General features: G+C 63.1%; 11 protein-coding genes. 2 read left to right on the forward strand and 9 right to left on the reverse strand.

The features are described from left to right. Positions 1-252: 252 nt before the first annotated feature. Genes ACIPQ1_RS11420 through ACIPQ1_RS11435 form a run of 4 tightly spaced genes read right to left on the reverse strand, consistent with a single transcriptional unit; the run spans position 253 to position 3,362 of the window. Positions 253-1,620, reverse strand: a complete 1,368-nt coding sequence (locus tag ACIPQ1_RS11420) for a 4Fe-4S binding protein (protein WP_411384535.1) — start codon at positions 1,618-1,620, stop codon at positions 253-255. Continuing rightward, positions 1,608-2,462 carry an FTR1 family iron permease gene (locus ACIPQ1_RS11425; RefSeq protein WP_411384536.1) on the reverse strand — a complete coding sequence of 285 codons (855 nt, stop codon included), beginning with the start codon at positions 2,460-2,462 and terminating at the stop codon, positions 1,608-1,610. The genes ACIPQ1_RS11420 and ACIPQ1_RS11425 overlap by 13 nt, the downstream gene beginning before the upstream one ends. 22 nt (positions 2,463-2,484) lie before the next feature. Further along, positions 2,485-2,829, reverse strand: a complete 345-nt coding sequence (locus ACIPQ1_RS11430; RefSeq protein ID WP_250965392.1) for a cupredoxin domain-containing protein — start codon at positions 2,827-2,829, stop codon at positions 2,485-2,487. A 2-nt stretch (positions 2,830-2,831) separates the two neighbouring features. Continuing rightward, positions 2,832-3,362, reverse strand: coding sequence for an iron transporter (locus ACIPQ1_RS11435; RefSeq protein ID WP_411384537.1), 531 nt, complete (start codon positions 3,360-3,362; stop codon positions 2,832-2,834). A gap of 204 nt (positions 3,363-3,566) precedes the next feature. Here ACIPQ1_RS11435 and ACIPQ1_RS11440 point away from each other — a divergent pair, with 204 nt between their 5' ends. Continuing rightward, positions 3,567-3,794: a DUF3079 domain-containing protein gene (locus ACIPQ1_RS11440; RefSeq protein WP_186705795.1), complete on the forward strand. Its 228-nt coding sequence runs from the start codon at positions 3,567-3,569 to the stop codon at positions 3,792-3,794. A 159-nt stretch (positions 3,795-3,953) separates the two neighbouring features. Here the strand turns inward: ACIPQ1_RS11440 and ACIPQ1_RS11445 are convergent, their stop codons facing one another. From ACIPQ1_RS11445 to ACIPQ1_RS11455, 3 genes are all read right to left on the reverse strand, one after another. Continuing rightward, entirely contained in the window at positions 3,954-5,693 is a 1,740-nt protein-coding gene (locus ACIPQ1_RS11445) for a dipeptidase (RefSeq protein WP_411384538.1), read from the reverse strand. A 390-nt stretch (positions 5,694-6,083) separates the two neighbouring features. Further along, entirely contained in the window at positions 6,084-8,084 is a 2,001-nt protein-coding gene (locus tag ACIPQ1_RS11450; protein ID WP_411384539.1) for a peptidase U32 family protein, read from the reverse strand. A gap of 118 nt (positions 8,085-8,202) precedes the next feature. Beyond that, positions 8,203-9,771, reverse strand: coding sequence for a sensor domain-containing diguanylate cyclase (locus ACIPQ1_RS11455; protein WP_411384540.1), 1,569 nt, complete (start codon positions 9,769-9,771; stop codon positions 8,203-8,205). A 127-nt stretch (positions 9,772-9,898) separates the two neighbouring features. Between ACIPQ1_RS11455 and ACIPQ1_RS11460 the strand changes: the two genes are divergently transcribed. Further along, a complete protein-coding gene (locus ACIPQ1_RS11460; protein WP_250964165.1) occupies positions 9,899-10,357 on the forward strand; it encodes a metallophosphoesterase family protein in 459 nt (152 codons plus the stop codon). Positions 10,358-10,361: 4 nt separating this feature from the next. Here ACIPQ1_RS11460 and ACIPQ1_RS11465 read toward each other — a convergent pair whose 3' ends face one another. Together ACIPQ1_RS11465 and ACIPQ1_RS11470 are read right to left on the reverse strand one after the other, a co-directional pair. Further along, a complete protein-coding gene (locus ACIPQ1_RS11465; protein ID WP_411384541.1) occupies positions 10,362-11,264 on the reverse strand; it encodes a sugar phosphate isomerase/epimerase family protein in 903 nt (300 codons plus the stop codon). 151 nt (positions 11,265-11,415) lie between these two features. Further along, on the reverse strand, positions 11,416-12,585 hold the full coding sequence (locus tag ACIPQ1_RS11470) for a Gfo/Idh/MocA family protein (protein WP_411384542.1): 1,170 nt from the start codon (positions 12,583-12,585) through the stop codon (positions 11,416-11,418). Between the last annotated feature and the right edge of the window lie 7 nt (positions 12,586-12,592).

The following is a 12,592-nucleotide window of genomic DNA, read 5'->3' on the forward strand; positions in this document are numbered from 1 at the left end:
GTGGCGGATAGCGGTGGGTCAGTTTGCATAGTGTGCGACTGTGCCACCGTCTTCGCGAGCAAGCTCGCTCCCACAGGGATCTGTGGTGAATACAAATTCAACAATCACCCCGAAACCATTGTGGGAGCGGGCTTGCTCGCGAAGGCGGTTTGTCAGTCAATGTATATGTAGCTGACCCGACGCATTCGCGAGCAAGCCCCCACAGGGGAATTGTGGTGGGGATGGCTTTTGTGATCCCCCGCAATCCCTCGATCACCAGCCCCAGAATTGCAACCACCAGCCATACCCCACCCAGCTGCTGGCCAGCACCAGGCAGGCCATGGCGGGCACGCGTCGGATCGGCGATGCCACGCTCGCCTGCAGGCGCTTCCAGCCCAGCCATAGGCTCCAGGCGATCCCGGCCGTTAAAAGCGCGGCCCGGGCCGGCGGTACCCACTCCAGCAACAGGCCTTCATAGCGCAACAACTTGACCGTGGTCGCCGACAAACCGAGGAACAAGCCGGCACCGCCAAGGGGCGTCAGGGTGAGGGCCAGGGGCTGGTAGTTTGCCGTGTGGCCTGAGAGCCATGCGGCCAGGCGCATGAGAAACAGCAACGAAGTGCCCATCAGCAGCGCACTCAGGCCCAGGTACGCGACGATGCAAAAGCCATCGAGCCAACTGAAACTGTCATTGAGTTGCGGGTAGTGGGTCAGCAGCCACCAAGGCGCGTTGTCCTGGAGTGCCCAGAGCCAATCGTGATTCACCAGCCATTGGGCCAGGCTTTGCTTGAGGTCGATGAACCAAGGGCTGACGGTCCACTGGAACGCGCCCATGGCCAGGCCGATGACACCGAACAGCAGCAGGCGAGAATCCCAGGGCGAAAGTGTGTTGGCCGTCGCCTGGAGGATTTCCGCGTTGCTGGAGCGGGCAATCAGCCGTACCGCGCCGCGCTGGCCGCTGCAACGACCACAGGCGTGGCAATCGGCGGCGCCGCGCAGGCGACGGATGTCCAGCAGCGGTGCGCAGTTGGGGGGCGGGCGCCGGGGCGGCGGGTTGTCCAGCCAGCGTTGTTCATCCACCTGAAAGTGCACCGGCGCCAGGCGAGCGAGCAGGGCAAACACACCGCTGACCGGGCACAGGTAACGGCACCACACCCGCTTGCCCCGGGCGAACAACAGGCCGACGATCACCGCGGCGACGGTCGAGCCGCCGAGGATCAACAGCGCTGCCTGGGCATAGTCGTACACGCTGATCAACTGGCCGTAGACCGTGGTCAGGCAGAACGCCAAAGTCGGCCAGCCAGCCCAGCGCACCCCGCGCGGCACCCCGAGGCCCTTGCCGTACTGGCTGGCCCATTCGCTCAAAGCGCCTTCCGGGCACAACACGCCACACCAGAGGCGACCGAACAGCACGATCGACAGCAACACGAACGGCCACCAGATGCCCCAGAACAGGAACTGCGCCAGCAGCGTCAGGTTGTCCAACAGCCGCGCCTGACTAGTGGGCAATGGCAACATGGCCGGCACCACCAACAGCACCGCGTAGAACAGCACCACCGCCCATTGCATCGCACGAATTGCCGAGCCATGGCGACGCATGCCGTCGCCCAGGCGTTGGAGCCAGGGGTTCAGGTCGGGCATGGCAGGGTTTCCGCCTTGCGTGGTCGCAGCCAGCCGGCGACGACGCCCCAATAGCCCAGCCACACCAGCAACGTCATCGCACTCGGACTGGCCCGATACCCGGCGAAATCCGCCAGGAACCCACCCAAACCGTGGCCGTCGTCGAGGAGCGCACTGCTGTCCCACAGCGCGTCGCCAATGCCGCGATACACCGCCTCGGGCCAATCCATCGCCAGCAATTGCCCGCCGACCCGCTCGAAAGCGCTGACCAGCAGCGCCGCGCCCAACAGCAGCAGGATCGCTTCGCTGATGGCAAAAAAACGCGACCACGAGATGAACCGGCGACTGCTGTGCAGCAGGGAGACGGTCAGCAGCGACAACACCAGCCCGGCCAGTGCGCCTACGGCGAACAAGCCCAGTGGCGGCCCGTGCAGGCGCGCACCGGCGCCATACAGGAAGACCACGGTCTCACTGCCTTCGCGGCTGACGGCGAGCAAGGCCAGGACCAACAGGCCCAGGCCACCCTGGCGGCCCAGGCGCTGGTCGGCGTGGCGTGTCAGGTCATGCTTGAGCGTCCGTGCGTTTCGGTGCATCCAGCCGACCATCTGCACGATCAGCAAGCTGGCGACCAAGGCCAACGCCGCCTGGAACCATTCACTGTTGGTACCGCTCATGGCCTCGCCGGCGAGCAGGATCAGGCCGGCCAGCACGCCGGAAAGCAGCAAGCCCAACGCCGCGCCGGCCCAGACATAACGTCGCAGTTGGCTGGCCTGTTGCTGCTGGCTGACCCAGGCCTGGAGAATCCCGATCACCAACAATGCTTCGACGCTTTCGCGCCAGACAATAAACATCGATTGAGTCATGCAAACGCCTCCTGCTGGCCGATTACCGGGCGAGAATCCCGCCCTCGGGCAGTTGCGGATTGAATTCGTCAAAAAACGGGTAGTGCCCAGGACGCAGCGGATGAATGACCACGAACGTCGTAACGCCGGGCGAGAGCACTTTCTCGACGCGCAAGGGCGTGCTTTCGAACTCCGCCGGGCCCTGGCCGATATTTTTGAGCACGATCTTGAAGCGTTGCCCGGCCGGTACTTCCAACTGTGGCGGCGTGAAATGCCCGTCGCGGATGCTCAATTCATAAGTGGGCAGTTCGGCCTGGGCGATGGATGGCAGCAGCAGACCGGCCAACGTCAGCCGGGCCAGGCAGGACGGCCAGGATCGGCGGCTCATGTTCAGTACCCGCCTTTTTTACCGATACCGGCGTAGACGAATTCGTAGTGCAGTTCGCAGCGTTCGAACCACGGCGCCACGCCGGTTTCCTTGTCGGTATGACGACCGAGGGAGGCGTGGCCGCCCGGTGGCAGGACGGTGAAGGTCAATTGATATTTGCCAGGGCCGAGCAGCTTGACGTTGTCGCCGTAGTGCGGCCCGTCGTTGGCGACCATGGCGTGGAAGTCGCCCTTGAGCGCGGTGTCGATGCCTTGTTTCTTCAGTTGGAACGACACGTTCAGATAAGGCACGAAGCTGCCTTCCTGGAAGCCTTGCTGGTTGTCCGCAGTGGCGCGGATGTCGGCTTCCAGGTGCACGTCGGACTCGGCCGTGGCGCGCATCATCCCGGCGGGGGCCATTTCGATCGGCTGCAGGTACACCGCACCGACTTCCAGCCCCGGGCACAGTTGCGGTTCGCCGATGGGGTATTCCTTGGCCTGGGCCAATGGTGGCAGCAACAGCAGGGCGAGGGACAACGGAGCAAGGGTACGCATGATGACTTCCTGGTTGGCTAAAGGATGGCGCCGAGTCTAGGAAGCTTCGCTGCGAATAATAATGATTCTTGTCAATTTTCAGCGTGAATTCTTGAGCGGTGAACGTCAGTTCGTTCCCGTGCGGCTGTTCTTGATCAGGATCAAGGGCGGCAGTGGCCCGCCGGGGTAGGGTACGGGTACACCCATTGGTTATACGGGGGCCTCATGGCAAAGCCGTTTCCCATCAGTCCCAAGCATCCCGAGCGCATTTGCTGGGGGTGTGATCGTTACTGTCCGACCAGCGCGCTGGCCTGCGGCAACGGTGCCGATCGCACGATGCACCCGGCCGAGATGATCGGCGAGGACTGGTACCTGCATGGGGATTGGGGGCTGGAGTTGGTCGACGTTACCGCTAAGGTCATCGATCCAAGCGCCACTCACCTGAAGGAATAAGGTGAAGGAATCAGGGTAAACCTGTGGCGTGGGAGCTTGCTCCCGCTGGACTGCGCAGCAGTCCCAAAAAACTTGCGGTCGCTGCGCAACCGCGCGGGAGCACGCTCCCTCGCCACAATGAACACCAACAGCCTTAAGAACTGTCCCGTGCAGGGCCGATCAGAGCTTCGGCAATTGCCCGATCCGCCCCATCATCTCGGTCACGATCTGCAAGTCCAACAGGAACTGCTCCACCGTCTTGAACTCGTTGTCGTTGTGCCCGGTGTACTTGACGTTGGGCATCGCCAGGCCGAATTGCACGCCGTTGGGCAGGTCATGGACCGAGGTGGCGCCGGCGGAAGTGCCGAATGTGTGTGCCATGCCCAGGTTCTCCGTGGCGACGGCCAGTAGCGCCTTGACCCATTCACCTTCGGGGTTTCGGTACATCGGTGCGTCGATGGTGTTGTCGAAGGCCACGGCGACCTGGGACGTCTTGGCCCAGGCGGAGAGCTTATCGTTGATTTCAGTCTTCAGCGTTTCGGTTGGCTTGCCCACCGGCACCCGCAGGTTGACCGCCAGCTTGAAGGTTTGCTCATCCATGCCGACGTAGGTCAGGGACGCGGTCAGCGGCCCCATGAACGCATCGGAAAAGCCAATCCCCAGCTTGTTGCCCAGGTAGTCCAGGCCCCAGTTGTCGGCGGCGTAGCGGGCGGCGTCGGTGATGTGGTTGTGCTTGAGGGCGACCTTGCCGTCGAGACCGTTGATGAACACCAGCATCCTGGCGACCGGGTTGACGCCTGACTCGGGCTCGGAGGAGTGGGCCGAAACGCCAGTGAAGGTCAGCTTGACCGCGTTGTCGGCCACTGCGCTTTTTACCTCAAAGTCGCCGCCATTGGCCTTGGCGAATTCGGTGCCGGCCTTGAGCAGGTTCGCTGCCAGATCTGTGGGCTTGTCGGTCACGAAGGTCGCCACCGAGGTCGACGGGATCTGGTTGGTCGCCATGCCCCCCGTCAACGCAATGATTTCGGCGCCCTTGCCCTGGGCCGCGCGGCGAGGGAAGTTGGCCATGACCGTGCCGTAGCCTTTCTCGGCGATCACCACGGGGTAGCCACCATCCAGCGCCAGGTTGTAGTTGGGCGTCGGGTTGCGTTCGAAATAATAGGGGATGGCGTCGCCGGTGGTTTCTTCGGTGGTGTCGACCAGCAGCTTGAAGTTGCGCGCCAGCGGCAGTTTTTCTTCCTTGATGATTTTCATGGCGTAGAGCGTCACGACGATACCGTTCTTGTCGTCCTCGGTACCGCGGCCATACATGCGGTCGCCCACCAGGGTGACCTTGAACGGATCGAGGCGTGTACCGTCTTTCAACACCCAGTTCTCCGGCGTGACCGGGACCACGTCGGCATGGGCGTGGATGCCAACGACTTCATCGCCGCTGCCTTCGAGGGAAATCTCATAGACGCGGTTGTCGATGTTGCGGAAGTCCAGGTTGAAGGATTCGGCGAGGCGCTTGATCTCGTCGGCGATCTTGAGGAATTCCGGGTTCTCGTGCTGGGCAACGCCGTCCTTGCGATAGGTCGGGATAGCGACCAATTCCTTCAGCGTCTCGGTGGCGGCTTCGCCGTATTTCACCCGGGCGTAAAGGCCCAGCAAACGGTGGATTTCGTTCTGTTGTTCAGCGGACAGCGTCTTGTTGTCTTGGAAGGCGCTGATGGCCGGGCCGAGGTTGGCGGTTTTGGCCAGGTCGCTCTTGGCGACCTCTCCCAGGAACTGCCTGAAATCCTTGACCGATGTTCCGGCGAAGGTCTTGACAATGGCTGAGCCCTGTTGGGCGGTGATGTTGGCGCTGGCCGACATCGCGAATGACGACAGGCTGGACAGTATGAGGGTGGCAATGGCAAGACGCTTGAACGGGAAGTTCATGGTGGCAGGCATTCCTTTGCAGGGGAGAAGTGTCGTTTGATGAAACAATCACTTACAACCTAACACCATGAGCGCGCGGCGGGGGAGCCCTCGAACAGGATTTGTCGCCCGGAAAAGCAAAAACGACGCAGAAATGAAACATCCATTCCAAGCACCCGATACTCTGTGTGGGAGCGGGCTTGCTCGCGAAGAGGCCAGCACATTCAACATCATCGTTGACTGTTATGCCGCCTTCGCGAGCAAGCCCGGGGGCTCCCCCCTCCCCCCCCCCACAACCCCCCCAAGGCGTGCCTTTTTCCCCCCCCCCCCCCCCACCCCCCGCTCCCACAGGGACCTGTGGTGGATGCATGTTTTGTGAACGCCCGAAACCCAATGTGGGCTTGCTATTGCTTAATGCGGTGCGCGCGGGATCGTCTTGAGCAGGTCTTCCGGGCTGATATGGCCTACCACGGGCTGCGCCGTGCTGCCGGGCAATGGCAGGTCGAGGATGTGGCCCTTGATCTTGCCAACCACGTGCATCTCGCAAGGTTTGCAGTCGAACTTCAGCGTCAGCACTTCATCGCCGTGGATCAGCTGCATCGGCGCGACCTTGGTGCGCACGCCGGTGACGCCCTTGGCCTGCTTGGGGCAGAGGTTGAACGAGAAGCGCAGGCAGTGCTTGGTGATCATCACCGGCACTTCACCGGTTTCCTCGTGGGCTTCGAAGGCCGCGTCGATCAGCTTGACCCCGTGGCGATGGTAGAAGTCCCGGGCCTTCTGGTTGTAGACGTTGGCCAGGAACGACAGGTGCGATTCCGGGTACACCGGAGGCGGGCTGGTCTCGGCCTTGCGGCCACCGCGTGGGTGGGCCTTGATGCGGGCGGCGGTCAGGGCTTCGATGGCTTCGCGGCGCAACGCCTTGAGCTGCGAGTTGGGGATGAAGAACGCCTGGGGCGCATCCAGCTCGATAGCGGTGGCGTGGTATTCGGTGGTGCCCAGTTGGCCGAGCAGGTCGTGCAGTTGCTCCAGGGCCTGTTCCGGCTTGTTCGCCAGGCCGAACGGCCCATCCAGGGAAACACTGGCGCTGATGCCTTCTTCGCTGGTGGCGGTCAGTTCCAGGCGTTCTTCACGCAGGCATGCCACCCAGGCCAGGCCGACCCGACGCTCGGAAGAGGTCTTGAGCAATGCTTGCTGCCAATTGTGGTCCAGGTTGCGGCTCAACGGGTGGTTGGGGCGCAACTGGTACATACCGGCCGGCATCTCGTTAGGCTCGACGCGGTAGCGGTAACGTTTCTGGCCGTCCTCTTCGAACTCACCCTTGGGCTCGGCGATGTTGGCGCGGAAACCGACGACTTCGCGCTTGACCAGCACGTTGAGGCCGTCGCCGTTGGACAGCGGATCGAAGGTCACCACTTGCAGGTCGCGCTTGCCGACTTTCTCCACCACGCCCACCGGCACGCCGGTAAAGGTTGGCGAGTCGAAGGCGCCAATGTCGATCTTGCGCTCGCTGACGAAATAGTCGGTGCTGCCACGGTGGAAGGTCTTGTCCGGGTCGGGAACGAAGAAGTGTGCGGTGCGGCCGCTGGACGCGCGGGCCAGGTCCGGGCGGTCTTCAAGGACATCGTCCAGGCGCTGGCGGTAATAGGCGGTGATGTTCTTCACATAGCCCATGTCCTTGTAGCGCCCTTCGATCTTGAACGAACGCACGCCGGCTTCCACCAGGGCGCGGATGTTGGCGCTCTGGTTGTTGTCTTTCATCGACAGCAGGTGTTTTTCATAGGCGACCACCCGGCCCTGGTCGTCCTTCAAGGTGTAGGGCAGGCGACAGGCCTGGGAGCAGTCGCCACGGTTGGCGCTGCGGCCGTTCTGGGCGTGGGAGATGTTGCACTGGCCGGAAAAGGCCACGCACAGCGCGCCGTGGATGAAGAACTCGATGGCCGCATCGGTCTCGTCGGCGATGGCGCGGATTTCCTGCAGGTTCAGCTCACGGGCCAGGACCAGTTGCGAGAAACCGGCCTGGTCGAGGAACTTGGCCCGGGCCAGGGTGCGGATGTCGGTCTGGGTGCTGGCGTGCAGCTCGATGGGCGGGATATCCAGCTCCATCACCCCCAGGTCCTGGACGATCAACGCGTCTACGCCGGCATCGTACAACTGGTGGATCAGCTGGCGGGCCGGCTCCAGCTCGTTGTCGTGCAGGATGGTGTTGATGGTCGTGAACACACGGGCGTGGTAGCGGTGGGCGAATTCCACCAGCCGGGCGATATCGCCCACCTCGTTGCAGGCGTTGTGACGCGCGCCGAAACTCGGGCCACCGATGTACACGGCGTCGGCGCCATGCAGGATGGCCTCGCGGGCGATGGTCACGTCGCGGGCGGGGCTGAGCAATTCCAGATGATGTTTGGGCAAGGACATTTGTTTTTAGTCAGGCTGGTCACGGTCGAAGCGCGCATTGTAGCCGCCAGGCGCCTCGCCGGCACCTGTGGACTTGGGTTTGCACGATTCTGACCGATGCGCGGCGCGCTCGCGGCGTTCACCCCGACGTTGCGCCAGCGCTGCACCAACGGTTTCGCCCGGTGTTTTTCGCCAGGTACAAGAAGGCGTCCGCGGCCTTGATCAGCACCGCCGGGGTTGCATCCTCGTCGCTCGGCTGGCTGGTGGTGATGCCGGCGCTGATGGTCACGATGCCCAGGGGATGATCGCCATGTTCAATGTTCAAGGCCCTGACGGCTTCGAGGATTTGCTGCGCGACCCTGGCCGCCCCGGCACTGTCGGTGTTGGGCAACAACACGGTGAACTCCTCACCGCCGTAGCGCACCGCGAGGTCGCCCGGCCGCTTGATGGTCTGCCCGATCGCGCCCGCAATCGCCCGCAGGCAATCGTCACCGGCGGCATGGCCGTACCGGTCGTTGAAACGCTTGAAGTAATCCACATCGAGCATGATCAGGGCCAGGGATGAGCCCTGGCGCCTGGCCAGGCGCAGCTCATCGGCCAGGGTGATGTCCAGCCGCCGGCGGTTGCCCAGCCCGGTCAGGCTGTCGGTCAGCGCCATGTCGCGCATGGCCTGGTGGGCGCTGCGAATCTGCTTTTCCATGGTCATGCGGTAGCGCAGTTGGCTCAACACGATGAGCCCGAAGCCCACCAGTATCGCGATCAGGAAAATCAACACCAGGCCGGTCTTGAGCAGGTCCCGGCGCCAGGGCGCGATGATCGACTCGCGGGACAAGCCGGTTTCCACCACCAGCGGATACGTGGTCAAGGCCCGGTAGCCATACAGGCGCTCGGTATCGTCGACGACGGCCCTGGCTTCGGCAACCCCTTGGTTGGAGGTGGGTAAATGCTCCCTGAAGATCACGCTGTTGACGAGGCTCTTGCCAATCACCGAGGCGACGAAGGGACGTCGGACCAGGATCGTTCCGCTGCGCTTGGCCAGGACCAGCGCGCCTTTGCCATCGATTTTGAAGTCGCCGTAGTAGTCGACGAAATAGCTGACCTTCACGGTCCCCAGCATTACGCCGGCAAACGAGCCATCGGGGTTGTTCAGGCGGCGGGAAATGGGAATGATCAGGTCGTGGGTGGAACGGCTCTGGACCACGTCACCGATGCGCACGCCTCGATCTTCATGGGTGCGGTGGTATTGGAAGTAGTCGCGGTCGGCGTTGTTCGCCATTTCCGGAATGACTTCCTTGTCCGTCACCAGCCATTGGCCGTCCGGGCCGTATATGAATAGCCCGTGCAACTGCGGCATGATCGCGGCCTGTTGCACCAAGAGCTTATGGATGCGCGGGACGTCCATGTTCTGCAGGCCATCGCCCTCCACCCGTTCGGCGAGGGCGGCGGTAACCACATCCACTTGTCGAATGGTGTCTTCGGCGTGCTGGGCCGTCGCCCGTGCCAGGTTCGTCACCGAGTCCCGGGCAGACGCAAACGCGGCACGGTAATCGCGCCAGGTTCGCCAGCCTTCGACGGCCAGGAAGGCGATGACCACCACCAGCATGAAACTCACGGTCAGCCGAAATGCAGCTCCGGCCCGCACAGCCTGCTGGGAGAAGGCTTCATCCGGGCTTTCGATCTTGGGCTCTGGCTGCTTGCGTCCGAGCATTCACATATCCTTTCCACGACGGGTCTGCGCCTTTCCAGGCGTAGCCTATCCTATTCGATTTCAGCACGTTAGCTAACTGCGACGAGGCAGGTATAACCGGCGACACACGATTGAGGAGAAAGGTTTCGTGAAAATTGGTGTGATTTCGGATACCCACGGCCTGCTGCGCCCTGAAGCGCTTGCGGCGCTGCAAGGCTGTGAGCGGATCATTCATGCGGGTGATATCGGCAGCCCGGAAATCCTTGATGCCTTGGCTTCCATTGGCGAGCTGCAGGTGGTGCGTGGGAACAACGATCTGGACGCCGAATGGGCAGGGTACCTTGCCGATTGCCTGCAATTCGACCTGATGGGATGGCAGGCCCTATTGGTCCATGACATCGCGGACGTGCCGGCGCCACTCGACCCAGGCGTGCGGCTGGTGATCACCGGCCACTCCCATAAGCCGCTGATCGAGTGGCGTGGCGAGCGGCTCTATCTCAACCCAGGCAGCGCCGGCCGGCGACGGTTTAAGTTGCCGGTGACGCTGGCGCTGCTGGAGGTGAGCGAGCAGGCGATCGAGCCGCGGATCGTGCCATTGCTCCCGTGACGATCTACCTGAAATACTTGTCCACGTAGGCCTGGATTTCCTTGCGCATGAAACGCCCGGAGTCGTCCGCCCGTTCTTCCCAGCCGAACACGCATGCGGTGACGATGCCGTCGAAGCCAGTCTTGGCCAGTTCGCTGAAGAACAGGTCCCAGTCGATCTCGCCCTGGTGCATGTCCATGTGTTGGTGGACGGTGACCTTGGCGCCCGGGGGATTGACGATGTAGCGCAGGCCGGACGAGGCCTTGTGGTTGTAGGTGTCGGCGATGTGGACATGGGCGATCATCGACCCGGCCTCGGCGATCATGGCCTGCATGTCGTCGCCGAAGTAGAAGGTGTGCGGCGTGCAGTACAGGAACTTGACGTTATCCGAGCCGATAGTCTTGAGCATGTCGAGGGCCGGGTGCAGGGTCTCGCACCAATCCTCCGGGTGAGGCTCGACGTTCAGCGTGACCCCCTCGCTTTCCAGGATCGGCACCAGTTCCTCCATCGAGCGCCACCACGCCGCTTCGCTCGACTCGTGGCTGTGCACGCCACCGCAGCAACTGACGGTATGCCCACGATCAGGCGAAGGCCCACGGCCAAACTCCGAGTTCATCGTCGTGCAGCCCATGTCCACGGCGACCTGGATCGCCTCCTTCCAGTAGTTCACCGCTGCCCGGCGTTCGTCTTCATGGGGGCTGGCCCAGCGGTACATCGGCAGCAGCGAGGCCAGTTGCAGGTCGTGGTCGCGCAGGGCTTTCTTGAACTCGGCGATGCGCTCCTTATGGGCGCGGGGGCGTACCCACCAGGGCAGGAAGTCCTCCCGTGGCGACAGCTCCAGGTACTCGAAGCCGAGCTCGGCGGTCTTGCGGCACAGGTCCGGCAGGCTCAGGTGGCGATGCATGTAGGGGTCGAGGGCGATTTTCATGGTTGTTCTCCATTGAGGAATACTCATTGCCCGTGGCGAGGGAGCTTGCTCCCGCTGGGGCGCGAAGCGGCCCCCTTTTGGGACTGCTGCGCAGTCCAGCGGGAGCAAGCTCCCTCGCCACAGGGGTATTGCGTTGACTGAATTACCGGGATCAATACGCGACCCAGGCGGCATCGTTGTCAGCGGACTCCACGCAGCGCTCGACCCAGCGCACACCTTCCACACCCGCATCGATGTCGGGGTAGCGCAGGGCGGCCAGCGTTTGGCTGTCGCCACGGTCGGCTGCATCCATGGCCAGGGCGAAGCGGCGATAGAGGTTGGACCAGGCTTCGAACAGCCCTTCAGGATGGCCGCCACCGATGCGGTCGTCTTGCAGCGCGTCGGCGTGCAGGTAGCCCATGCCGCGCTCCAGGATCTGCGCGGGTTGGCCCTGGATCTCGACGCTCAGTTGGTTGGGCCGCTCGTCCCACCATTCCAGGCTGGCACGGGCGCCGATCACGCGGATCTTCTGCCCGTGCATCGAACCGGCATTCACCGCGCTGGACCAGACCATGCCCATGGCGCCGCCTTCGTATTCCATCAAGGTGTAGGCGTTGTCTTCCAACGGCGCGCGGCTGGCGACGAAGCTTTGCCGGCTGCACATCAAGCGTTTGATCTTCAGATCAGGCAGCATCACCTTGGACAAATACAACGGGTGCGTGCCGACGTCTCCCAATACGTAGCTGGGCCCGGCCTGGCGCGGGTCGACGCGCCACTGGGTCGCCTGGTTCCGGGCCTCCACCGGCGCGCTGTGAAAACCATGGGCGAACTGCATGTGCACCATGCGGATCTCGCCCAGTTCCTGGGCCGCGATCATCGCCCGGGCCTGTTCGATCAACTGGTGCCCCGCGTAGCCGTAGGTCAAGCCAACGATGCGCCCCTTGACGTGCGCCAGGCTGCGCAGGGTCTCGGCCTGTTCGAGGGTAAAGCACAGCGGTTTCTCGCAGACCACATGCAGCCCGGCTTCCAGGGCGGCGCGGGTAATGGCGTAGTGGGTGCCGTTGGGCGTGGCGATCGACACCGCTTCAATCCCATCGGGACGTTGCGCCTCCAGCTCGAACAGACTCAGGTAATCCGGATAGCAGCGCTCGGGGTCGATGCCCAGTTGTTGGCCAAAGACTTGGCCCCGGGTGGGGTCGATATCCAACGCCGCGGCGACCAATTCGAAGTTCCGGTCGCGCAGGGCGGCCGAGCGATGGATGTAGCCGATCTGGCTGTGTTCGCCGCCACCGACCATGGCCCAGCGGATGGGGCGCGTGAGGGTTTTGCTGCCGTTGATCATGTCGTTG

The sequence above is a fragment of the Pseudomonas sp. LARHCG127 genome, assembly GCF_052871455.1.